The sequence below is a fragment of the Corynebacterium coyleae genome (genome assembly GCF_030408635.1).
In the GTDB taxonomy this organism is placed as follows: Bacteria; Actinomycetota; Actinomycetes; order Mycobacteriales; family Mycobacteriaceae; genus Corynebacterium; species Corynebacterium coyleae.
In genome coordinates this window covers 1,152,679-1,175,214 of sequence record NZ_CP047198.1, presented here as the reverse complement: position 1 = coordinate 1,175,214, position 22,536 = coordinate 1,152,679, and the positions used below count along the sequence as shown (strand labels likewise).

The window sequence follows — 22,536 nt, the reverse complement described above, 5'->3', positions numbered from 1 at the left end:
CTAATCGACGACAATCTGTCCCCGCACCCGTACCGTCACCGCTCCACCAACCCAGATGTCAGAGCCGTCGTCACTGATGGTCACACGGCCGTCCCGGCCGAGCGCAGTACCTTGGGAGACCGAGTAAGTTGCCGGCACGTCCCCGCGCGATCGCAGCCACTGCGCCATCGCACCGTTCGCGCTACCCGTCACCGGGTCTTCAAACGTCGGAGTAAAAGCGCGTAACACATACGCCGGATCCGTCCCACCCGTGAGTGCGGCAAATGCAACCTTGAGATCGCTCGATGCCGGTCGTTGTAACGCGAGAAGGGTTTCTACGCTATCCAGCAGTGCCAACCGCCAGCCCGGCCCGTTGTCGCCCCACGCGGCGTCAACGAGCGAACTCTCCCCCACCCCGAACACGTCGCAGATCTCTGCACGTTCGCATGCCGTAAGAGGTGCAGAATTCTTCAGCGGTGGGGTTGCGAACGCGAGCATCGAGTCGCTGATACGCACCTGCACATTGCCAACACCGCACTCTTGGACGACGCCGTCTGAGGCCTTCGGCGTGTTACCCAACTCCAGCCACGCACGCGCCGTGCCCAAGGTCGGGTGCCCTGCGAAGGCGTATTCCTCGGTTGGGGTGAAGATTCGGACCCGGTAGTCGGCCTCGTCGTTAGTGGGTTCGAGCAGAAACGTCGTCTCCGAGAAGTTCGTCCAAGCTGCGATCCGCTGCATCTGCTCAGTGGTCAGATGGTCCGCCCCGCAGATCACCGCGAGAGGGTTTCCCGTGTAGGCACCGGTTGAGAACACGTCGAGTTCGAAGAAACTAAGGGAAGTCACTGAACCTACGCTACCAATGCGAAAACCTCCGACCCGGAATCCGGATCGGAGGTTTTCTCCTTGTACCCCGTACGGGATTTGAACCCGTGTTACCGCCGTGAGAGGGCGACGTCCTAGGCCGCTAGACGAACGGGGCGCGCTCGCTTTTTGCGACTTGCTAACAATAAAGGAAACTTCCCAATATCAACAAATCAGCACGTCAGACGCTAAAAACTACTCCACACCAAGCGCTGGTCCGAGCGTGTCCCAACTTGCCACTAACTCACGTCGGAACAAGCCGAAGTTGTGCGTCCCTTCCTTGAACTCGTACCAATCCGGGTCGATGCCATTGCGTCGTGCCTCTGCGATGAAGTGCAGCGAACACGCATACGCGAGTTGCTCATCAGGCACAAGAAGTGGCTCGGGCGAATCGACGACCTCAACGTCAAGCTCCGACGGCAAACCACGTGAGGCCGACAGAAAAATCTTCTTCCCCTTGAGCCCCTGAACATTGCGCACGGGCGAGTGGGCGGCCCACGCCGGATCCCAGGAGCTGCCCCACATCTGTGCTGGGTCGCCCTTATTAATGCGCACGGTGCCGCTGGCGAAGGCCTGTCCGACAAGCCCAGTTGTCGACGGGCAGGAGGAATATGTTCCCGCAGCGACAAACCTGTCTTCCAAGGTGGCGATGTGCAGGGCTGGCCCACCGGACATCGAAAGGCCTGCGATGGCGTCGCGGCCGGTGCCGTGGAAGTGCTCGTCGATAAGCGGCGGCAGCTCCTTGGTCAGATACGTCGTCCACTTGTAACTGCCGTGCTTGTCGTGCGTTCCAGCCCAGTCGGCCTGCTGCGAGCCGATAGAGCCGCGCGGAGTGACCACATTGATGTGCTTGTCTGCGAAGAACTCAGAAGCGCGACCATCTTTCCACCACGGGGTCACCATTCCACCACCTGCGCCGCCCAGAAGGTAGAACGTCGGGCGCGGATCGGTGTTCTCAGGACCGCCTTCCGGCAAGATGAGTTCGTTTTCAATCTCCCGGCGCATCGATGGCGAGTAGACAGTGAGCACCCACACGTTGTCCTGCAAGTGCTCCAGTTTGCGGAACTGCGCAGGCGGCGCGTCCGAATCCGGGAACGTTTGGTCCACCACCGTGCTCGAGCCAAGTGACTGTGCCGCCCGGGAGCTGCCCTCGAACACAAAGCGTCCGAACAGCAGGTGGCCGAAAATACCGCTCATCATCGCGCCGATCAGGATGATCGGTATTGCTAGCGGCGGAGTATCCGGCCCAATCTGACGGAAGCCGTTGATCAGCGATGATCCCGTCCATCCAGGTGCTTCTTGCTTTTCGACGAGCCCAAGGCTCTCACGTGATTCCACCGCCGGTGCTGGCGTGGCGACGAGCAAGCTCACTGACGTAGTGGCTGCACACAGGGCCACACCGCGACGAATCATTGGTTTCACACGCCAAACTGTAGCCCAACAGCTGTCACGAACTCGACCCTGACGATTCTGACGAGCCTGACGAGCCGCGCTGCCCCAAAGGTTGTGGCGCTTCGCTTGGCAGCGGCGACTTTGTCACCGGTGTTTCGCGCTCAAACGGCTCCACATTCAACGCCGGACCGATAACGCGCCAGCTCTCACGCATGGACTTTTCAAAAAGCCCCCAACTATGTGTGCCCTCCACCTGTGGGTACCACTCCACATCCAAGCCTGCCCGCTTGGCTTTGTCGGCGAAATAGGCAGAGCACGCATAGGATGCCGCCTCAATGGTCACAGGCGGGCCAATGCGCTCCGATGATGTCTTCGACGCATCGATCGCGCCAGGTACCCCCTGGGCAGCGGCGATAAACAGCGCAGTGTCCCGCAATGCATCCAGGTTCAACACCGGCGAATGCGCCCGCCAGGCCGGGTCGCTCGACATGCCCCACATCTTCTTCGGATCAGCGCCATTCATCTTCAGCGCTTCACGCACGTAGGTGTCCCCCAGCATCCCGGTTGTGGCCGGGCACCCCGAGTAGGAGGCCGCGGCGGCAAAGCGCTCCGGCGCGATGGACGCGATGTTCAGCGCGGGCCCTCCGGACATGGAAATGCCGGCGATGGCGTCGTGGCCGGTGCCGTGGAAGTGCTCGTCGATAAGCGGCGGCAGCTCTTTGGTCAGGTATGTCAGCCACTTGTTTCGCCCTGTTGCTTTATCTTCGCGATACCAGTCAGCCTGCATCGAGGACACCGACCCAATCGGTGTAACCACGTTGACCAACTTGTCCTGGAAAAACTCCTGGTAGTCCGAAGAATTACGCCACGACCATCCGTTCGCGGCACCGTCGGCCCCCATAAGAAGGTAAAAGGTCGGGCGCGGGGTGTCGTTGTCAGGACCGCCGGGAAGAATCACCTCGTTTTTCACTTCTTTGCCCATGGCGTGCGAATAGACGACGACCTCGTAGACGTCGTTTTCGATGTGCGTTAGGGACTTCAACTCGGCCGGACGCGCGTCCGGGTCTGGGAACGTATCGCTCAGCTGGTACGAACTGGACCCTCCGGATGAGCCGCCGACGCTGGAGCCTTCGTACATGGACGAGCCGAATACTCCCCCGCCGAGCGTCGTGAGAAACAGTGCCGGCACCGCAAGCAACGGAATCGTGGAAAACAAGCTAGACGCCGCTACTGGAACGCTGAGCGCGTCGATCACGCTTGAGCCAGTTTGACGCGCTCTGCCACTTAAAAACGACGGCAACAACCACAACATAGACACAAGGTACCTGCCGGGAAGACTCGAACGCGAAAACCTCCGACCTGGCGAACCAGATCGGAGGTTTTCTTCTTGTACCCCGTACGGGATTTGAACCCGTGTTACCGCCGTGAGAGGGCGACGTCCTAGGCCGCTAGACGAACGGGGCATTAGGACACAGAACGCAATTGCTCTGCAGCTGGCCTACCAGGACTCGAACCTAGAATGACGGTACCAGAAACCGTAGTGTTGCCAATTACACCATAGGCCATTGTTTTTCAGTCCTGACCTGCGCTTTCCGTTTCCGTTCCGCGCTGTCTGCCTGAACAACATGGAGTACTATAACCATGAATCGCTATGTGTACCAAATCCGCAGGCCACCGCATAGAAACGCGGTGGCCTAAACGTACGAAAACAACAGCGTTGTAGTTCCTACTCCGTAGCGCTCCTACTCTGCAGCCTGGTACGGCGTAACGGCGCGGGCAGCCTTGAGACGCTTCAGCGTGGACTCACGGCCAAGCAGGTCCATGGACTCGAACAGCGGCGGGGACACCGCGGCACCAGTGGTGCCCACGCGCAGGGCACCGAATGCGACACGCGGCTTGAGCTCGAGGTCCTCGATCAGCGCCTTGTTCAGCGCTGCTTCGATGTTCTCGGTGGTCCACTCCCCCTCACCGATCGCCTCAAGCGCTGCAATACCGGCATCCAAAGGCTCGACGGCGGTGTCTTTGAGGTTCTTCTTTGCACTCTTCTCGTCCAGCACCAAGTCATCGTCCGCGATGACAAGGAACTTCAGCAGGTCGTACGCATCGGAGAGCACCTTGATACGGGTCTGCACGAGATCCGCCGCAATGGTGAACTTGTCTTCCGGGTAATCCGCTGGGAAGTCGGTGTACTCGGTGAAGTACTCGCGCAGGCGGTTTCGGAAGTCTTCCGGCTCAAGCAGGCGAATGTGGTCGGCGTTGATTGCTTCAAGCTTCTTCTGGTCGAAGCGGGCCGGGTTACCCAGCACGTCCGAGACGTCGAAGGCCTTGACAAACTCGTCGACAGAGAAGATGTCCTGATCCGCAGAAAGCGACCAGCCCAGCAGCGCGAGGTAGTTGATCATGCCTTCTGGGATGATGCCGTTGTCGCGGTGGTTAAACAGGTTGGATTCCGGGTCACGCTTGGAAAGCTTCTTGTTGCCCTGGCCCATCACGAACGGCAGGTGGCCGAACTCGGGGGTGAAATCCGTAATACCGATACGCTTCAGCGCCTCGTAAAGCGCGAGCTGACGTGGCGTGGAGGACAGCAGGTCCTCACCGCGCAGGACGTGGGTAATACCCATGAGTGCGTCGTCAACAGGGTTGACCAGCGTGTACAGCGGTGCGCCGTTCGAGCGGGCGACAACGTAGTCTGGCTGGGTTTCGGACTTGAAGGTGACCTCACCGCGCACAAGGTCGTTCCAGGTCCAATCCTGGTCCGGCATGCGAAGGCGCCAGACCGGCTTGCGGCCTTCGGCCTCAAAGGCGTCAATCTGTTCCTGGGTGAGGTCACGGTCAAAGTTGTCGTAGCCCAGCTGCGGGTCGCGGCCTGCGGCCTTGTGACGCTCCTGGACCTCTTCGTTGGTGGAGTACGCCGGGTAGACCTCGCCGGCCTCGATGAGCTTGTTCAGCACATCGGCGTAGATGTCAGAGCGCTGCGACTGACGGTACGGCTCGTGCGGGCCACCGACGTTGATACCTTCATCCCAGCCAAGGCCGAGCCACTCGAGCGACTCAATAATCGCCTGGTAGCTCTCCTCGGAGTCACGGGCGGCATCCGTGTCCTCGATACGGAACACGAACTTGCCTCCGGAGTGCTTGGCTTGCGCCCAGTTGAACAGGGCGGTGCGGACCATGCCCACGTGTGGGGTTCCGGTCGGCGACGGGCAAAAGCGAACGCGCATATTGGGGTTTTCAGTCATGGGGCAATCGTAGCGCGCCATATGCATTGCGCTTGTCGACGCCCAACCACCCCCGGCGCTCACCGCCCAGGATCCAGCAACATATCGCGTTACTTCGGGTTGCGCATGAGGAAGCGCCACATTTCGTCTGCTGCAGACGGCGAGTACCACCAGAAGTGGTTCAAGCCATGCACCTTGATCACTTCCACGCCCTTGCGGCAGTTTCGCGACGACACCCGAGTCGCATTGTTGCCTGCCGGGCGCGAATCGACTCCCCCGAAGCACCCGTTGCGGCGCTCGTAGGATTTAAACAGCTCCGGCACCGGCAGCACTTGCTGGCCTCGTCGAGTAGTGCCGTGGTACGGGGTGAGTGTGTCGTTGGTGCCGTGAATGGCCATGAACGCGACCGGCAGGTTCTGGCAGCCACGGTTCACCGGGGCGTAGTACGCGCCGGACACGCCAGCAACGCCAGCAAACAAGTCCGCCATGTGGCAGGCGGAGACTGCGGCCATGCCGCCACCGGTGGACATGCCGGTGGCGTAGATCCGGCGTCGATCGATGTTGTAGTAGCGCTGGACGTCGTTGATCATTGCGCGGACAAAGGCGATGTCTTGGCCTGGACGTGTCGCTGCGGTTGCGGATCCCTCCCACGATGCTCCGATCGCGCGCGGGTAAACGATGATCGCGTCGCGGCCGACAGATGATTCACGCAGGCGTGAATAGTTACGAAAATTCTCCGTGGAATCCTGATATGCGGAGTACCCCACCATCACCGGGGTGGGACGTGCAGGGTTGTACCCTCGCGGCACCCAGACGAGGTAGCTTCGTCCCGCTACACGGACCTCGCCGTTGGCCCCGTTCGCCACCGGCGCCGGCGCTTGGGGCGCCCACGCACCGGGGAGATTCGGCGCGGGAATTTGCGGGGCGGGAACTGGGTTGATCGGCAACGATGAGCCTTGCGGCAGGGAGTCGTTGGCCATCTGGACAAACTTGTTCCACTCAGCATTTGCCTGGTTGACCGCGTTTGTAACTGCCTGATTCGCCTGCGAAGACAAGTCTTGCGCCTGTGCAGGGACAGGAGTGACCACCCCAGCGGCGATCATGAGCGTTGCCACGCTTCCTGCCAGTGCTTTACGGATCCGCCCAACCCGTTTCGCACCAACTGCCACATTGTTACCATTTTTCACACAGGCAACAATAAATCTGGGGTATATCCGAAGCAACTGATCCGACCGCACCTTTTTGCACGCCGCCGGTTAGAGTGTTTGCCCATGTCCGTCAACCCGCTTGCCGGCCCTCCATCCGGCCGCCCCGACACTGCGCCCGATTTTCTCCTTTCGCGCGCAGAAGGATCGGTCCGCACTCAAGGCGCCACCCGCACGTTTAGCGACGCCTGGGAAGCGAACAACGCGCTAGAGCGCGGCGAGGTGGAAATGGTTGTAGGTGCGCTCCCCTTTGACCAGGACTGCCCAGCGGCGCTCACTGTGCCAGAGCACATCATTCGGGAGCCAGGCCCGCTAGAGCCGCACCCGTATTACCGGATTGGCGCAGGTTCTCGCCTTCACGCAACGCTTATCGACGTCGACCCTTCCCCCGAGGAACATCTTCGACGCGTTGAGGCCGCAGTGGGTACTATCCGCAACTCCCTGTTGGACAAGGTTGTGCTTGCCCGTGCGGTAGACATCGCCTTCGACCCGCCCGTTGATCCACGCCTCGTCGCGGCCAGGCTGATCGATCTGTCCTACACGCACGACGGTTTCATCGCGGACCTCACCCCATCTGGCCGCACGGGACATTTCCTAGTCGGCTCCTCCCCCGAAGTCCTGGTGCGCCGCCGTGGCAACAAGGTGACCTCCTATCCCCTTGCAGGTTCGGCAGCACGTGTACCGCACGATCCGGCGGCGGACCGCGCCGCAGCGGAGGCACTGGCGTCGTCGCAAAAGGATTTCGACGAACACCGCTTCGTTGTCGAGCACATCCGCGAGGTCCTCGAGCCACTTTGCTCTGACCTGCAGATTTCAGAGCGCCCAATCCTAGAAAAGACCAGCGAGATGTGGCACCTTGCCACACCGATTAGCGGCACGTTGAAGGAACCGGCACCAACAGCGCTGGATCTGGCAATGCGTCTCTACCCCACCCCTGCTGTGTGCGGCACCCCACCCGCCGCCGCAGAAGCCCTGATTACCACCGCCGAATCGGATCGCGGTTTCTACGCCGGCGCGGTCGGATATACCGATGCCGCAGGTGATGGCGAATACATGGTTGCCATCCGTTGTGCGGAGGTCAACGGCGACGGCACACACGCCCGCGCCTGGGCCGGTGGCGGGCTCACCGCAGACTCCGACCCACAGGCCGAACTCGACGAGACTTCAGCCAAACTGCGCACGATCATGCGCGCGCTGGGCCTGTAAACACGGCCCAAAAGCGAGCCTGCGTTCTAGGCGCGCTCGACGGGGTTGCCCAGTTTGCCGATACCTGGGATCTCAACCTCGATGTAGTCGCCCGGAACCATCTCTGCGGTACCCGCCGGCGAACCGGTTGCAATGACATCGCCCGGCAGCAGAGTAAAGGACTGGGAGACCCACTCCACCATCTCTCCAACCGACTTGATCATCTGGTTCGAGTTGGAGTCCTGCTTGGTCTCCGTTTTACCGTCGTGGGTGTGGTGCGCCTTGATCGGCAGGTTGGCAAAGTCGAACTTATCCAGGTCCGTCTCAATCCAAGGACCGAGCGGACCGAAGGTGTCCATGCCCTTGGCGCGCGCCCACTGACCGTCCGCGAACTGGAGGTCACGCGAGGAGACATCGTTGATGATGGTCACGCCACGGATCACAGACTTCCAGTCCTCAGCCTTGACGTTTTTGCATGGAACGCCAACGACGAGCGCCAGCTCGCCCTCAAACTCGACGCCTGTGGCGAACTCCGGGATCTTAATAGCGGCACCAGGGCCAATCACGGCGGTCGACGGCTTGATAAAGATTGTCGGCGGCAGGTGCTCGGCGGATTGCTTGAACACCTCAGCTACGTGGTCCGCGTAGTTGCGTCCCACAGCGACGATCTTCGACGGTAGCGTCGGTGCAAGCAACCTCACCTGGTCAAGGTCGTATTCTTTGCCGGTGTACTCCGGCGCACTAAACGGCGTGCCCTTGATCGCCTTCGCGGTCGTTCCCGCATCGTCGATAACGGCGAACGTCATTCCTTCAGGTGTTGCAATTCGTCCAAAACGCATGTGATCGAGCATACAACCCCACTGCCATTGTGGCGCATTTGGGATTCACTGACGTCTACTGCGCGCTCAGCGCCAGGTACAACTCCGCGCACGCAATCGCGTCGGTAAGCGCGTTGTGGTTCGCGTAGTCGGGCAAATTGTAGCGCTGTCGCACGCGCGCAAGCCTGAGGTCCTCGCCACGTGGATACGTACCCATGCGCTCCATGTGTCGCCGCTCCATCGCGAAGGTATCCACTACCTCGCTCTCGCGCAGGCCCCATCGCTTGCCCCTGACATCTTTTTGCAGCTTTGCGACAAAACCTAGCTCCATCTGCGCAAAGTGGGCCAACAACTTGCGTCCTTCAAGGGCACGATCAAACGCGTCGAGTACTTCGGCAGCGGCGACGCCTTTGTTCGCAATATCGTCGTCAGTCACCCCGTGAAGCGTCACAGTATCGCCAACTTGGGCGCCTGCTAGCACAAAGTACTGTGCCTGTGATAGATCGATCACACGCCCGTCGACGGGAACCCAACCGATGGAGACCATCTCATGCTTCTCCGGCTTGAGTCCGGTGGTTTCGACGTCGACGGCCAGCAGGGCGTCGTCGTTAAGCACCCGCGCTTTCGGTCGAAAGAACATCTCACACCGCCCGCGTCGGGTACTTCGACGCCAGCGCGTTCTGCAGCGACTTGATCACACCGAACGCATCGCGCAACGCGGCCCGATCCAGGGATTGCAACTGCTTCGGATCAATGCGGTAGTTCGGCTCCTCCCCGGCGCGCACCTGCTGCGACTGGTGTTTCATGACAAGGTCCGAAAGGTACTCGTAAGCGTCTGCCAGATCCGACGCTCCCTTCGTCGATACCGCCTCGCCGGCAGAGGCACGCAGGCGTGTAGGCGTATCCACCGCACTGACACCGGCCACGATGGAGTACAACCGAGCCATCTGCACCACAGCGGCAGTACCACCGCGTTTGATGTCTAGCGTGTTCGCATACTCGCCGTCGCGCTCAAGCACGAAGCCACGGAAAAAGCCCACTGGAGGCTCTCGGAACGTAGCCAGAGCTGCCAAGTGTGTATGTAGACGGCGCGACCCGCGCGCCGACGACAACGCCGCCTCATGCACCTCATCAGCCAGCGAGCGCCACCCCTCGCCTGAGCCGAAGATCGCGCGGAAATCGAAAAATACCTGCGCGTGCAGCAACGCGTTCGGATCAGGTGCAGTGACCCAAGTGTGGAACATGCGCGACCACTGCGACTGCGTCATGCGCCACTTTGGGTTCGACGCCATCATCTCCCCCGGGCATAACGCCTGACCGGCATGCGCGAGACCCTCGCAGACAAACTGTGTCAGCGCGGCGAAGTACTCCCCATGGGGTTCTTCGTCGTAACTGTCCGCGAGGACCAACGCGTTGTCTTGGTCGGAGGCTGGCCCCATCTCCGCGCGAGCCTGACTGCCTACCGCGACAAAGGCGTACGGCACCGGTGCTGGCCCCAGCTTCTCCTCCGCTAGCTCTCCCAGGCGGCGAGCGATGGAATCCGCAATCGATGTCAGCAGGCGCTGTGTCTCAGCAGCGGACGCGCCTCGCTCAAAGAACCGCACAGCCACGTTTGCCGCCGCGTCATAGGCTCCCTCAAGTTCCTCATACGTACTCTGCTGCACATCTGCTGCCAAGTAGATCGGGTCTGCTTGCAGCAGGCGCATGATGTCGAATGAGGTCAGCACACCGCACACACCTCCGGCGCCTTCAACCGGCAGGTGGTGGATCCCCAACTCGCTCATCGCGAGCATCGCCTCGAACACCAACGCTGTTTCCGGGATGGTGCGCACTGGTGAGGACATCACATGTGCAATAGGCCGTGACGGGTCCACTTGCGCTGCGACAACGCGAGAACGCATGTCCTTGTCTGTGAGGATGCCGATCTGCTCACCTCCGACGACGACGAGGCAACTCGCATCGTGCTCGTTCATCACAGCGGCAGCGTGCGCGATTGATGCAGTTGCGTCACAGGTGACGGCAGGGCGGCCGTCGACAATATGCGCAATGGGCGTACGCAGCACACTCGCCGTCCCCCCATCACGCACCTCCTCCGCTGCTACTTTGAGACGACGAGACGCCAACTCAAAGAACCTGTGCAGCTCAGGATGCGCATCAAGCAGGCCTGTGAACACCTCGCGCGGCAGCATGAGCAACACGCTGTCTTCCACCGCTTCCATCACATACTGCGATTCCCGCGGACCTACCAGCGTGGAGTAGCCGAAGTTCAGGCCTGTATCTCGACGGTCCAGCAGCAAGTTGTCATCGCTGACGATGTCAATCGCACCCGAGCGAATGATGTACAGCGTGTCGTTGGGCTGGCCGAGATCCACAACGACTTGACCGCGGCGCACATAGGTGATCCCCATCTGTGCGGGCAGGGCCCGGATCTTCTCTTCAGGGAGGCTTGAAAACGGCTCGTGCTGGGCCAGGAAGCCGTAGACCTCGTCCAATTCCACGCTCATGCCCGAAGCCTAGCGTGAGCACGACCCCCACACGGCGAATTTTTGGAAAACTACTGGTAGCTCACAAACCACGGGCGAGGATTCACGTCGGCATAGGTCTGCTCCGGAGTAAACATGGGAGAATCCTCGTCGATAAAGTTCTTCCACGCCATGAAGTAATTCGGGTCCAACCCCTGACGCAGGATGTTCCACGTGTCGAACTTCTGCTCCGGCAGCCCATGACCGTCCGCGTGAAGGATCCATGCCAGTTCCGGCTGCCCGGTGACAATGTTTTCGCGGTCCGGGTACATTCCAACCTGGAACTGGTGCAGAATCAATGCCTTCTGTGGCAGGTTGTTGTCGCGGACAAGCGCTGCAAGCCAGTCGGCGACCTCATTGATTTCGGCTGCGGTTGCGCTACCGATACGCGAAAGCGGCTGCTCACCAGGGTTTAGCTTCCATTCCGCATCAAGTGCCAAGCCAACGTTCGGCTGCTTGAGCAGCTCCTCGTAGATTTTCGCCTGCTCCAAGAAGTTGCCTTGGCCCGGCTGCAGGTCGATTACGGCGTAACCACCTGCGTCCACGATGGCATCCACATACGGGGCGATATCTTCCATCGGCGTCTCGTTGGAGTAGTTACCGTCATCGCCCGGGAATTCCGATGCCACCGATGCAATGACCTCGAAGGCAGGAATGATCGGCTGATTCTCCAGCGGCTCGTACCAGGAGGCGTATTGCTTCGCCAGTTCAACTGCTGCGGCAGGGTCCTGCTCCCCCATCACTCCGAGCTCTGGGCCGTACGGATGGCCGTAGAGCGCAATCATGCGCCGGCCTGGGAACACCAGTCCGCCGCCACCAGGCAGTTCACCATTGGCGGCGAGTGCTGCACGCGCACGGAAGTTCTCGTTCGAGCCCCACTGGCGGCCAAGCGCGAGCACGTCCTGTTCCATAACATCGCGCATGCTTTGCGACGACGCCCGCGGGTCCGCAGCCGCCAACACCTGCACATCCGCACCTGCTGCGCGAGCTGTGGCCACCGACGCACGCGAGGAAACCGCCGTGGCAAACACTGGCGGCATCTGCAAGTCACGCGGGTTCTTTGCCTCGAGTGCCGTAATCGCCGCCACATCTTCTTCGGCACGCTCGGCTACGACCGGTTCAGTCGCTGCTACCGCGTCGTCATCGCCCGGAACCTCAATTACCCGGGACGCGCCAAGGCGTTCAACCTCAGCATCAATCGCGGCGTCGGTGCCATCGAGGCGCACCAGAAGCGGCGCACCTAGTTCCACTGCAATCGCGGCAGCCCGAAGCTGCTGATCGCGATCCTTCGCGGAGACCACCACCGTGTCCGACGACTCGAAGAAGCGCTGCGAGACTTCCACACCCGTGCCGTCGGCGTCCTGAACCACCTCGTCACCATCGGTGGCAAGGGCGTTCTTGGCGCCAGCATCGGACTGAGAGCCCCCACCGAGTCCTCCGTCGCCTGCGCCGCAGCCAGTCAGGGCAAGCGCAGAAGCACAGAAAATGGCAAGGGACGCACGTGTGATCTTCCGGGAAGAAACCATGCGCTCGACCCTACGCGAGGGCGTCGACGATGCGCTCACCTACCTCGGTGGTACGCACCGGCGTGTCTCCACGTTGGGTCACGTCGCGCTCGACTGCTTCTTCGATGCGGGCGGCGTTGGTGTCGTCGCCAAGGAAGCGCAGCATCATCGCCACAGACAGAATCATTGCCGTGGGATCAGCAATCCCCTGGCCCGCGATATCCGGTGCAGAGCCGTGCACCGGTTCGAACATGGATGGGAACTCACGAGCAGCATTGATGTTGCCGGAGCACGCCAGCCCCACACCGCCCGCAACCGCACCTGCCAGGTCAGTCAGGATGTCGCCGAAAAGGTTGTCGGTGACAATCACGTCGTAGCGCGACGGGTCCTGCACCATGTAAATCGTTGCAGCATCGATGTGGTTGTAGTCCACCTCGACCTCCGGGAACTCCTGCGACAACTCGTCGACCACGCGCTGCCACAAGCCACCTGCGTTGACCAGCACGTTGGTCTTGTGCCCGAGCGTGACCTTCTTGCGGCGCGTCATTGCCAACTCAAACGCGTACCGAGCAACACGCTCAGCGCCGAAATACGTGTTCTGAGAAACCTCGGAAGCAACTTCGTGCGGAGTGCCCTGACGCAAGGTACCGCCGTTACCAGCATAGAGCCCCTCGGTACCTTCACGGACCACAACAAAGTCGATCTCACCAGGGTTTGCGAGCGGGCTCGTCGACGATGGGTAGAGCTTCGACGGCCGCAGATTAACGTAATGGTCCAACTTGAAACGCAGCGGCAGCAGCAGGCCGCGCTCGAGCACACCCGCAGGCACGCGCGCCGGGTCGCCGATCGCGCCGAGCAGAATCGCATCGTGTTCGGCGAGGCTTTCCAAGTCCTCGTCCGTCAGCAGCTCGCCGTTGCGCAGGTAGCGGCGCGCTCCGAGGTCATATTCGGTGGTCTCGACGTCATCGCGCACAGCATTGAGGACCTTGAGCCCCTCCGCCATAACTTCTTGGCCGATACCGTCGCCAGCAATCACCGCGATTTTCATATTCTGGGACACCTTTCTCACTGTGTAGACTCTGGCGCCCACATTAGCACTCCTTAGCGCTTGGGTTTAACGATTCCGCTCCGACTGACGGATACGAAACGCCAACTCCTCACTCGAGCCGAATTGCGCCCCCAGCGCAATAAGCGACTTATCAGAAAGCCCCGCCATGGCGAACAACGTCGCTTCCGCTTTCCGCGGGTCCGGCAGCGGCACGATCTCCACCGCGGCACCGTAACTCCTCGCATTCGCAATCGCGGGTATCGACGACTGCCACGTGGCCACCACCTTCGGCGACATATGCGCATCCCGGCGCGATTGGACGGGAAACGGTTGCGCTTGGGCGCCGGGTTTAGCCACGGGATCTGCCCAGGTAGCACGTAGCCAAGTGGGATCGCTACCGTTGAGTTCGGCGACTGCGCGGGCACTGTCAGCAGGGTCATCGATAGTGCGTTCAACGAAGCGCAGCGAAGTCATCTCGCCGAGCGCGCGCATCCCACCGGGGTCGCGTCGGATACGTACTGCACCAGATGCGGGAGCCATAGCGACATCACCGACAGTTAAGACGGTCACCGTGTGCATGTCGGCGATCATGGAGACGTATTCGGCGTGGCGTGCTCCGTCGTAGACCATCATCGGGGCATGTGCGGTCACTGCGATGGAGGCTGCGCGAAGTTGCGCCTCCGGGGTGTCGTCGGAAAGCACGAGCGTTTCGGAGCGCGGGAAGAACAACTTCGCGGTTTCCATGCCAAGTGGGTCGTCGAGCACCACCGGGTGAGGCTCAAACGTTTTGGAGACATGCCCTGCGACGTTGACGCTACGGGCGCGATCGTAAGGGCCAAGTTGGACATCCGGAGTGCATGCGGCGAGCAGTACGCCCGCCGATAGCACGGCAAGCGATGCGTACCCGGAATGCTTCACCGGTCCTCCTTCGTGTCTCTCCCCTGTGCTGTTCCTATTCTGCGTCGTCGCACAATCCTTCGTCGCTGAGAACGTTGCGGTCCATCGCGTATTCAATCATGCCGATGAACCGTTCACGACGATCAGCGATAAATCGCTCCCAGTTAGATGTCAGCAGTGCTTCTGGGTCGACTTCGTGGCTTTCGAGCAGGGCGTCAAAGTCATCGTCGTCAAGCAGCGACTTGGACTGCAGCCTGGGCAGGTAGCGTTTCGGCTCGTTTTGCTCAATGACGACCTCGGTACGACGGCCCATCGGCGTGCGGTTGAGCACGCTGTCGGCCAGCTGCTCGTCGACACCGAATTCGCGCAGGTACTCCCACGGGAAGATCTGGCCGAAGCGAGGTTTCAGTTCGGCCACTGTGGATTTGTCGAAGTGCTCTCCAGTGCGCCAGTCACGCGCGCCGCGTGCCATCAGTAACGAATACAGCCCACGGTAGATCCCACTGTCCGCGGTTGCGGTATAGAGACGGGATTCGTGGAAACGTGCATCGGCGACCGTACGTGGCTCGGCGTCGGTCTCTCCGCAGACCCACGGGATGACTTCAGAGACGTCTACGCCGATGCGGATTGTCGGCGCGTGCGCGGCATAAAGCTCACCGAACACGCCGCACCAGAACCAACGGTTGAGCCTGTCACCGACTTCCTTCTTTCCTGCAAGTTCGGGACGTTCGGCCAGGCGCGCAAGCATAACCGCGAGCGGGATGAGTTGCGCAGGGTAAGGGACTTGATCCGCAGCGACGATACGTCGCTCCTGCAGGAACTGGGCGACCGCAACGAACCCGCGGGCCATCTCATCGGCATGTGCACGGTAATCCTCGATCGTGATGTTGAGGATGTCACCACGGTGGCCCAAAGCAGGCCCCTGCCGACTGGTCAGCAACAGTGACAGTGCACGCAGGAATTCCACACGGCCGATGCCCTTGAGCACGTCATAGCAATCAAACTGGGCTGCGAGTTCTTCCCAGTGGCTAGCCAAGTCGAACGTCGGGTCTTGGGTTGCATATGTCGCGGTAAGGAGCTCGAACACATCCATCTGCACACCTGCCGAGTTAGCAAACGCAAAGATCTGCCCCACTCCCTCTTGTGCAGTATCGCGGTCCAGGCGGATCATTGGAATGTCGTACGCAGGCAGCTCACGCATCACCGCATTGATAAATCGCTTCACGGCAATACGCACCTCGTCGTGTTGTGCATGTGCCGCCATATCGACGAGGAGATCGTTGCCCTCTTTCCAGAGCAACATCGAAACCGGCATCACAGCGTGCTCGATCATGTCATCGCGATTTCGGATGCCACCTGGAATGTCCGGCCCAAAGTGGGATCGGACATTCCCTTCCCCATCGACAGCAAACACGGCTTCCACCGGCATCGGCGTGTGTGCCACCGCCGCTCGTACGTCCACCATGAACTTCCGGGAAATCGGTCGCCCAAGATAGTCCACCGTGCTCACCTCCCCATCACCCTTAAATGCGTGAAAGAGCGACGTGAGGCGCTGTTGGCCGTCGAGAAGCAACAGGCCCGGTTCCACTCCAGCAACATTCACCCCCTCAAGCGGGCGTGGTTTAAAACGCTGCTCCGCGTTGCGAGTATCGAGCGCGAGGAAAGAACCGACCGGGTAGCCACGCAGCACGGAGGTGACCAACGTGCGCACCCGATCCACGTCCCACAGGTATGAGCGCTGAAAATCAGGCAGCTGCAGCTCGCCGCGCTCAGCGCGGGAAAATAGATCCTTGAGCGAATAGCTCGGCGTAGTAAAGCCCATATGCCTTAGCGTAGGACAGAATCAGCACACCGTCTCGTGCTCGATGTGCTCTGGCAGCTCAATTTGCACTGTCGCATGCTCCACACCCAGCCGGTGCAACTCCGCCTGAACCCGATCCAGCAACTGATCGCGGTCTTCTCCTTCCGCCGCCACAATGTGAACCGTTGCAATCACCGACACCCCGTCAAGCGACCACAAGTGCAGGTCATGCAAATCCCTCACCCCAGGCAGTGCACGTAACTCAGCCTCGACTTCCTCGGCGTCAAACCCTTCGGGCACACGCTCCAGCATCACACCCACCGACTCCGCCATGAGTTTCCACGCACGAGGAACAATCAGGCCCGCGATCAGCAACGACGCAATGGGGTCAGCCGCAGTAAAGCCGGTCAACGCGACAATTGCGCCGGCCCCCAGCACGGCGATAGACCCGAACATATCCACCAACACGTGGAGGTATGCACCGCGTACGTTGATCGACTCCTTTTGCTGGGAGTACAAAATCCACGCCGACAACGCGTTCGCCGCAAGGCCGATCGCGGCGATGATCATCATCGGACCCGTATCAATCGGGGCTGGATCACGCAGCCTGCGCAGGGCCTCGATTGCAATCCAGACGGAGACTGCCAGCACTGTCGCGGCATTAATCATCGCCGCGAGCACCTCGACACGGCGGTAGCCGTAGGTCGCGTATGACGTGGCTGCACGCTTACCGACGAGCACCGCCGCCATCGCAATGATCAGCCCGGCCGCGTCCGACAACATGTGCATCGCATCCGCAAGCAGCGCGACCGATCCCGAAATCACACCTCCGACCAACTCCGCGACGAAGACCGTTGCGGTAACGGCAAGTGCGGCGCCGATCGCTTTCGTCGGCGCGTCAACACGTGCGCCATGAGCATGATCATGATGAGCGTGATCTGAATGGTTGTGCATAACGACAACCATAGGAACACCAACACGTTAATGACAATTTATTGAAAATCGCTGCCGGGATGCTTTCCGCAGCGCTCACGAGGAGAAACGAATCCTTCGCGCCTCCCCGGGGCGAAATCCTGCCGAGCCAAATCGTCATACTTTGTTACAGTGGGCGACCGTTCGCATATCCGAGCACGTCACGGGCGGTTCACCATGAATCCGCCCCGAGCGGCGCGGATAAGTAATAACGAAAGGAATTAGCAAATGACTACCCCGAACCCGAATCAAAACCCGAACGACCCGACCGAGGATGTTCGCGTCGAGCGCACTACCCCTGAGGCTTCGACCACCGCACCGGCGCGTCCGGCTGCTGGCTCCACTGCAGTGACTGACGACGATAACGGTGGCGGCGGATGGTGGAAGTGGCTCCTGGGCATTCTGGCAGCACTCCTGCTTTTGGCCTTGCTGTGGAACCTGTTTACCGGCGACGACACCGAGGGCGACGCCACCGTAGACACCTCCACCACGACTGCAGCCACCGAGGTTGTTAACGAGACCACCACGGTCGAAGACGGCACCGTTACCGAAACCGCACCGGCCGAGGACGCCGCTGAGGACGCCAACACTGACGCCAACGAGGCCGACGCTACCGCGTCCGAAACGACAAACGTCGTCGAGGAGGTCATCGACTCCATCGCACCGGAAGGCGCCCAGGAGGAGGCTCCGGCTGACGCACCGGCCACCAACTAATTATTCGGCGCGATCCGACTACCCCGCACCCACTCTCCGGGCGCGGGGTTTGCTCTGCCGTGCGGGCTTGTGCGGGAGCAACACGACAAAGCCCTCGAATCACATTGATCCGAGGGCTACGTTTACCTACCGAATTAGCGGGCAGTGTCGGTAAGCGGGTTCTTCACCCAGCTCATCATGTCGCGAAGCTCTGCACCGGTCTTCTCAATCGGGTGCTGTGCAACCTTGTCGCGCAGACCCTCGAGCTCCTTGTTGCCACCCTCAACGTTGGCGACGAGGCGCTTGGTAAAGGTGCCGTCCTGGATATCCTTCAGGATGTCGCGCATACGATTCTTCGCCGAGGCGTCGATGACACGCGGACCAGAGAGGTAACCGCCAAACTCTGCCGTGTCAGACACGGAGTAGTTCATGTTGGCAATGCCGCCTTCATAGATCAGGTCGACGATCAGCTTCATCTCGTGGAGGCACTCGAAATACGCCATCTCCGGCTCGTAGCCAGCCTCGACCAAGACGTCGAAGCCGGTCATGATCAGGTCCTCGAGGCCACCACAGAGCACTGCCTGCTCACCGAACAGGTCGGTGACAGTCTCGGCCTCGAAGGTGGTCGGGATAACGCCAGCGCGTGCGCCACCGATTGCGGCAGCGTAGGACAGCGCAAGCTCACGGCCGTTGCCCTGCGGATCCTGCTCCACGGCGATCAGGCAAGGCACACCCTTGCCGTCGGCGAAGGTGCGACGCACCAGGTGGCCCGGACCCTTCGGGGCAACCATGCCGACGGTGATGTTGTCTGCCGGCTTGATCAGGCCGAAATGGATGTTCAGACCATGGCCGAAGAACAGGGCGTCGCCGTCCTTCAGGTTCGGCTCGATGTCCTCTTCGAAGATCTTGGCCTGGGAGGTATCCGGGGCGAGCAGCATGATCACGTCAGCCCATGCAGCTGCCTCAGCATTCGTCTTCACATCAAAGCCGGCCTCGCGGGCCTTTTCTGCGGACTTGGAGCCGTCGCGAAGGCCAACAACCACCTCGACGCCGGACTCGCGCAGGTTCTGAGCGTGCGCGTGACCCTGGGAGCCGTAGCCGATGATTGCAACCTTCTTGCCCTGGATCAGGGACAGGTCTGCGTCTTGGTCGTAAAGCACTTCAATAGCCATAGTTCTCGCTTCTTTCTTCATTCTGTGAGACGGGCGTTTCACATTATGACACAGCCGCCTCAGTTTGTGGGTGTTTTTAGTCCAATGGAGCCAAAGTTTTAGCGCCACGCGTCAGCGCTACCGTGCCTGATCGGGCAAGCTCGCGGATACCGAACGTATCCATGACGTCCAAAAACGCCTTCAACTTCGGTGACTCACCGGTGGCCTCAATAACAACAGAGTCCACCGCAACATCGATCACGCGCGCTCGGAACAGGTTGGCAGCGTCCACCACCTGCGGACGTGTTTGATTGTCCGCGTTGACCTTGACCAGCAGCAGCTGGCGGCCGACCGTGGTGTCGTCGTCAAGCTGCTGCACCTTAAGCACCTGGATCAGCTTGTAGAGCTGTTTGACGATCTGCTCGACAGAACGCTCCGTTGCATCGACCACCACCGTCAACCGGTTCACGCCCTCTTTCGACGTCTTCGCCGAAACGAGCGAGACCAGGTTGTACCCGCGACGGGTAAACAGGGCGGTAACACGGGTGATAATTCCGTCAACGTCCTCAACCAGCACTGAAAGCGTGTGGCGAGTGATTGCATCTGGTTGTGTCATTGTTAGTTCCCTTCCTGCTCCGCCGCAGCGGTCTCGATGGCCTCGCTGATTGCCTGCGGCGACTCCGCAGCCGACTCCTCATCATCGAAGAACGGGCGCATTCCGCGCGCATACTCAATGTCACTATTCGACGAGCCCGCAGAGATCATCGGCCACACCTGCGCGTCCTCGCCCACGATGAACTCAATGACCACCGGGCGATCGTTGATCTCACGCGCACGTTGGATCGTCGGCAGCACGTCTTCTTCCTTCGACACCCGGAACGCAACCGCGCCGAGCGCCTCCGACAACTGCACAAAGTCCGGAACGTATGTTTCCCCACCCAACTTCGTGTGAGAGTAATTGCCGTCGTAGAACAACGTCTGCCACTGACGCACCATGCCCAGGTTGCCGTTATTAATCAGTGCAACCTTGATCGGAAAGCCTTCGAGCGCAGCGGTGGTGATCTCCTGGTTGGTCATCTGGAAACAACCATCGCCGTCGATCGCCCACACCTCTGCATCCGGGTGCGCTGCCTTCGCACCGAGCGCAGCCGGAATGGAAAAGCCCATCGTGCCAGCACCACCAGAGTTGATCCAGTGGCGCGGCGTTTCAAAGTCCACAAACTGCGCAGACCACATCTGGTGCTGACCCACACCAGAGCAGTAAATCGCGTCCGGCCCAGCGGCCTTGGACAGCGTCTCGATCACAAACTGCGGAGCGAGCGTGCCGTCCTCGTTCTTGTCATAACCGCGCGGGAAACGACGCTTCAGATCCTGCAGACGCTCAATCCACGGCTCGATTGACGGCGCCTTGGTCTTTCCGGATTCCTCAAAGTAATCGGTCAGTTCCGACAGCACACGCTTAGCATCGCCAACGATTGGGACGTCCACCGCGCGGATCTTGCCCACCTCTGCAGGGTCGATGTCAGCGTGAATGACCTTGGCGTGCGGCGCAAACGTATCGGTATCGCCGGTCACGCGGTCGTCGAAACGCGTGCCAACAGCGATGAGCAAGTCGGATTCCTGGAAGGAACCCACTGCCGGTACCGAACCGTGCATACCCGGCATACCCAGGTACAGCGGGTGCGACTGCGGGAACGCTCCGAGCGCCATCAAAGTCGTAGCCACAGGGATCCCGGTCGCCTCAACAAACTCGAGCAGCTGCTTGTTCGCATTCGCCTTCACAACACCGCCACCGATGTAAAGCACCGGACGCTTCGCCTGAGAAATCAGCTTCGCTGCCTGGGCAATCTGACGGTTGTGCGGCTTCGTGTTCGGCTTGTAGCCAGCCAAATCGATCTTCGGCGGCCACTTAAACTCAATCTCCGCGTTCTGCACATCCTTCGGGATGTCCACGAGCACTGGGCCTGGACGGCCGGTCGAGGCAATATGAAACGCCGCCGCAAGCGCGAACGGGATCTGCTCCGGGTCGGTCACCATGAAGTTGTGCTTTGTAATCGGCATCGTGATGCCGCGGATGTCCGCCTCCTGGAACGCATCGGTACCCAAAAGCGACGAGCCAACCTGGCCCGTGATCGCCACCATCGGCACCGAGTCCAGGTAAGCGTCCGCGATCGGTGTTACCAAGTTCGTCGCACCGGGACCAGACGTAGCAATGCAAACGCCGACCCTTCCCGAGGCCACCGCGTATCCCTCTGCTGCATGGCCCGCACCTTGCTCGTGGCGCACCAACACGTGGCGTAGTTTCGTTGCCCGATACAGGGCGTCGTAAAGCGGAAGCACCGCGCCACCCGGAAGGCCGAACACAATTTCCGTGCCAAGCTCCTCCAGGCTGCGAACGACCGCGTCCGCGCCTTTCATCCGCTCCGGTCCATTGCTCTCCGTCGACGGGGATGGTTGTGAACCTGCCACCGTTGCACTCCTTGTGTTCGAATTACCTAAAAATAAAAGCCCCCGGTGAGCGTTTGCTCTCGAGGGCGCTTGTGTCTGCGGCGTGTAAAACGAACCCGCTACGGCAAGCGCCGCGTGGGTACAATAATTACAAGTCGCTGATTGATCACGTACATGACAATAGTGAGCCAGCCCACCCCTCGCGCATTTTTATTCACAGAAATCACGCGTATCGACGACACCCCGGCGCATCCCGTTACTTCCCCCGGCATCAACATGACTAGCATGCCGGGGTATGACAGCCACACAGGGAACGCCCCCGACCACCCAAAAAGTGTTTAAACCAACCCGTGAGCACATCCTCGCCATCGTGCTCGCAACCGGCATCGCACTCATGGGCATCATGTGGGCGCCGAAATATCTCATTTGGCTCCTTCTTATCCCCATTGTGTGGCTCGCATGGGTACTCTGCTCCTCCACCACAGTGGATAACAAAGGAATTAAAACCCGTTACCTCGTTCGCAAAAATACCTTTCTTCCTTGGGAAGACCTGGCCGGCATCGCTTTCAAGGGAACTTCCGCACGCGTCGCTGCAAAAAACGGCACCGAGTATCCCCTGCCTGGCGTAACGTTCAACTCATTGCCCGCGCTCGCCGAGGCATCCGGAGGACGAATTACAGACGTCATTGCATCCGCCGAGCAAGCAGCAGACGGCAAGTACGAAATCATTGATAAAGACGGCGACCGCATCCTGCTTACCCGCGAGGAATACGATGCCTACCTCGCAGAACACCCCGATCTGCCGGGACCTCGCCCGTCCGCGAACGAACCTAAGGAGTAA

At 60.5% G+C, this 22,536-nt stretch carries 19 protein-coding genes and 3 tRNA genes; 3 read left to right on the top strand and 19 right to left on the bottom strand.

Annotation, left to right across the window (positions count from 1 at the left end; genetic code table 11):
* From CCOY_RS05765 to CCOY_RS05730, 8 genes are all read right to left on the bottom strand, one after another.
* On the bottom strand, window positions 1-822 hold the full coding sequence (locus tag CCOY_RS05765) for a PhzF family phenazine biosynthesis protein (protein ID WP_070450072.1): 822 nt from the start codon (window positions 820-822) through the stop codon (window positions 1-3).
* A gap of 63 nt (window positions 823-885) precedes the next feature.
* Window positions 886-958 (bottom strand) — tRNA-Glu (locus tag CCOY_RS05760).
* 77 nt (window positions 959-1,035) lie between these two features.
* On the bottom strand, window positions 1,036-2,253 hold the full coding sequence (locus CCOY_RS05755) for an alpha/beta hydrolase (RefSeq protein ID WP_244268773.1): 1,218 nt from the start codon (window positions 2,251-2,253) through the stop codon (window positions 1,036-1,038).
* Window positions 2,254-2,287: 34 nt separating this feature from the next.
* A complete protein-coding gene (locus CCOY_RS05750; RefSeq protein WP_244268719.1) occupies window positions 2,288-3,487 on the bottom strand; it encodes an alpha/beta hydrolase in 1,200 nt (399 codons plus the stop codon).
* Window positions 3,488-3,622: 135 nt separating this feature from the next.
* Window positions 3,623-3,695 (bottom strand) — tRNA-Glu (locus CCOY_RS05745).
* Between the two features lie 30 nt (window positions 3,696-3,725).
* Window positions 3,726-3,797 (bottom strand) — tRNA-Gln (locus CCOY_RS05740).
* Between the two features lie 177 nt (window positions 3,798-3,974).
* Window positions 3,975-5,471, bottom strand: a complete 1,497-nt coding sequence (gene gltX / locus CCOY_RS05735; RefSeq protein ID WP_070484224.1) for a glutamate--tRNA ligase — start codon at window positions 5,469-5,471, stop codon at window positions 3,975-3,977.
* An 89-nt stretch (window positions 5,472-5,560) separates the two neighbouring features.
* Window positions 5,561-6,565 carry a CE1 family esterase gene (locus CCOY_RS05730; RefSeq protein WP_167594518.1) on the bottom strand — a complete coding sequence of 335 codons (1,005 nt, stop codon included), beginning with the start codon at window positions 6,563-6,565 and terminating at the stop codon, window positions 5,561-5,563.
* Window positions 6,566-6,721: 156 nt separating this feature from the next.
* Between CCOY_RS05730 and CCOY_RS05725 the strand changes: the two genes are divergently transcribed.
* The gene (locus tag CCOY_RS05725; protein ID WP_070484227.1) at window positions 6,722-7,861 is read left to right on the top strand and encodes an isochorismate synthase; all 1,140 of its coding nucleotides are present in this window, start codon (window positions 6,722-6,724) and stop codon (window positions 7,859-7,861) included.
* 26 nt (window positions 7,862-7,887) lie between these two features.
* Here the strand turns inward: CCOY_RS05725 and CCOY_RS05720 are convergent, their stop codons facing one another.
* The 8 genes from CCOY_RS05720 to CCOY_RS05685 form a co-directional block, all read right to left on the bottom strand.
* The gene (locus CCOY_RS05720; protein WP_083279509.1) at window positions 7,888-8,679 is read right to left on the bottom strand and encodes a fumarylacetoacetate hydrolase family protein; all 792 of its coding nucleotides are present in this window, start codon (window positions 8,677-8,679) and stop codon (window positions 7,888-7,890) included.
* 55 nt (window positions 8,680-8,734) lie between these two features.
* Window positions 8,735-9,298 carry an exonuclease domain-containing protein gene (locus CCOY_RS05715; protein WP_070820891.1) on the bottom strand — a complete coding sequence of 188 codons (564 nt, stop codon included), beginning with the start codon at window positions 9,296-9,298 and terminating at the stop codon, window positions 8,735-8,737.
* A 1-nt stretch (window position 9,299) separates the two neighbouring features.
* Window positions 9,300-11,162 (bottom strand): DUF294 nucleotidyltransferase-like domain-containing protein, encoded by a 1,863-nt coding sequence (locus tag CCOY_RS05710; RefSeq protein WP_092102404.1) that lies wholly within the window; start codon window positions 11,160-11,162, stop codon window positions 9,300-9,302.
* A 50-nt stretch (window positions 11,163-11,212) separates the two neighbouring features.
* Window positions 11,213-12,706, bottom strand: a complete 1,494-nt coding sequence (locus CCOY_RS05705) for a cell wall-binding repeat 2 family protein (RefSeq protein ID WP_092102401.1) — start codon at window positions 12,704-12,706, stop codon at window positions 11,213-11,215.
* 10 nt (window positions 12,707-12,716) lie between these two features.
* Complete coding sequence (locus tag CCOY_RS05700; RefSeq protein WP_092102398.1) at window positions 12,717-13,733, bottom strand: 3-isopropylmalate dehydrogenase; 1,017 nt, start codon at window positions 13,731-13,733, stop codon at window positions 12,717-12,719.
* A gap of 66 nt (window positions 13,734-13,799) precedes the next feature.
* Window positions 13,800-14,651: a hypothetical protein gene (locus tag CCOY_RS05695; protein WP_070422972.1), complete on the bottom strand. Its 852-nt coding sequence runs from the start codon at window positions 14,649-14,651 to the stop codon at window positions 13,800-13,802.
* Window positions 14,652-14,685: 34 nt separating this feature from the next.
* Entirely contained in the window at window positions 14,686-16,452 is a 1,767-nt protein-coding gene (locus tag CCOY_RS05690) for a DUF262 domain-containing protein (protein WP_092102395.1), read from the bottom strand.
* A 21-nt stretch (window positions 16,453-16,473) separates the two neighbouring features.
* On the bottom strand, window positions 16,474-17,385 hold the full coding sequence (locus tag CCOY_RS05685; protein ID WP_070423026.1) for a cation diffusion facilitator family transporter: 912 nt from the start codon (window positions 17,383-17,385) through the stop codon (window positions 16,474-16,476).
* Window positions 17,386-17,631: 246 nt separating this feature from the next.
* Between CCOY_RS05685 and CCOY_RS05680 the strand changes: the two genes are divergently transcribed.
* Window positions 17,632-18,117, top strand: a complete 486-nt coding sequence (locus tag CCOY_RS05680; RefSeq protein ID WP_092102392.1) for a hypothetical protein — start codon at window positions 17,632-17,634, stop codon at window positions 18,115-18,117.
* 134 nt (window positions 18,118-18,251) lie between these two features.
* Here the strand turns inward: CCOY_RS05680 and ilvC are convergent, their stop codons facing one another.
* The 3 genes from ilvC to CCOY_RS05665 are packed head-to-tail and all read right to left on the bottom strand — an operon-like array spanning window position 18,252 to window position 21,665.
* Window positions 18,252-19,289 carry a ketol-acid reductoisomerase gene (gene ilvC, locus CCOY_RS05675; RefSeq protein WP_092102389.1) on the bottom strand — a complete coding sequence of 346 codons (1,038 nt, stop codon included), beginning with the start codon at window positions 19,287-19,289 and terminating at the stop codon, window positions 18,252-18,254.
* Window positions 19,290-19,344: 55 nt separating this feature from the next.
* Window positions 19,345-19,863 carry an acetolactate synthase small subunit gene (gene ilvN / locus CCOY_RS05670; protein ID WP_070422976.1) on the bottom strand — a complete coding sequence of 173 codons (519 nt, stop codon included), beginning with the start codon at window positions 19,861-19,863 and terminating at the stop codon, window positions 19,345-19,347.
* A gap of 2 nt (window positions 19,864-19,865) precedes the next feature.
* The gene (locus tag CCOY_RS05665; protein ID WP_070422977.1) at window positions 19,866-21,665 is read right to left on the bottom strand and encodes an acetolactate synthase large subunit; all 1,800 of its coding nucleotides are present in this window, start codon (window positions 21,663-21,665) and stop codon (window positions 19,866-19,868) included.
* 325 nt (window positions 21,666-21,990) lie between these two features.
* On the opposite strand from CCOY_RS05665, the gene CCOY_RS05660 reads away from it, so the two are divergent.
* Window positions 21,991-22,536 (top strand): PH domain-containing protein, encoded by a 546-nt coding sequence (locus CCOY_RS05660; protein ID WP_092102386.1) that lies wholly within the window; start codon window positions 21,991-21,993, stop codon window positions 22,534-22,536.

What these genes read in the sequence shown, in the direction of transcription:
- CCOY_RS05755 (WP_244268773.1), bottom strand. Translation starts at nt 2,253, where the DNA reads ATGATTCGTCGCGGTGTGGCCCTGTGTGCAGCCACTACGTCAGTGAGC.
- gltX (WP_070484224.1), bottom strand. Translation starts at nt 5,471, where the DNA reads ATGACTGAAAACCCCAATATGCGCGTTCGCTTTTGCCCGTCGCCGACC.
- CCOY_RS05725 (WP_070484227.1), top strand. Translation starts at nt 6,722, where the DNA reads ATGTCCGTCAACCCGCTTGCCGGCCCTCCATCCGGCCGCCCCGACACT.
- CCOY_RS05720 (WP_083279509.1), bottom strand. Translation starts at nt 8,679, where the DNA reads ATGCGTTTTGGACGAATTGCAACACCTGAAGGAATGACGTTCGCCGTT.
- CCOY_RS05715 (WP_070820891.1), bottom strand. Translation starts at nt 9,298, where the DNA reads ATGTTCTTTCGACCGAAAGCGCGGGTGCTTAACGACGACGCCCTGCTG.
- CCOY_RS05710 (WP_092102404.1), bottom strand. Translation starts at nt 11,162, where the DNA reads ATGAGCGTGGAATTGGACGAGGTCTACGGCTTCCTGGCCCAGCACGAG.
- CCOY_RS05705 (WP_092102401.1), bottom strand. Translation starts at nt 12,706, where the DNA reads ATGGTTTCTTCCCGGAAGATCACACGTGCGTCCCTTGCCATTTTCTGT.
- CCOY_RS05700 (WP_092102398.1), bottom strand. Translation starts at nt 13,733, where the DNA reads ATGAAAATCGCGGTGATTGCTGGCGACGGTATCGGCCAAGAAGTTATG.
- CCOY_RS05690 (WP_092102395.1), bottom strand. Translation starts at nt 16,452, where the DNA reads ATGGGCTTTACTACGCCGAGCTATTCGCTCAAGGATCTATTTTCCCGC.
- CCOY_RS05685 (WP_070423026.1), bottom strand. Translation starts at nt 17,385, where the DNA reads ATGCACAACCATTCAGATCACGCTCATCATGATCATGCTCATGGCGCA.
- CCOY_RS05680 (WP_092102392.1), top strand. Translation starts at nt 17,632, where the DNA reads ATGACTACCCCGAACCCGAATCAAAACCCGAACGACCCGACCGAGGAT.
- ilvC (WP_092102389.1), bottom strand. Translation starts at nt 19,289, where the DNA reads ATGAAGAAAGAAGCGAGAACTATGGCTATTGAAGTGCTTTACGACCAA.
- ilvN (WP_070422976.1), bottom strand. Translation starts at nt 19,863, where the DNA reads ATGACACAACCAGATGCAATCACTCGCCACACGCTTTCAGTGCTGGTT.
- CCOY_RS05665 (WP_070422977.1), bottom strand. Translation starts at nt 21,665, where the DNA reads ATGAAAGGCGCGGACGCGGTCGTTCGCAGCCTGGAGGAGCTTGGCACG.
- CCOY_RS05660 (WP_092102386.1), top strand. Translation starts at nt 21,991, where the DNA reads ATGACAGCCACACAGGGAACGCCCCCGACCACCCAAAAAGTGTTTAAA.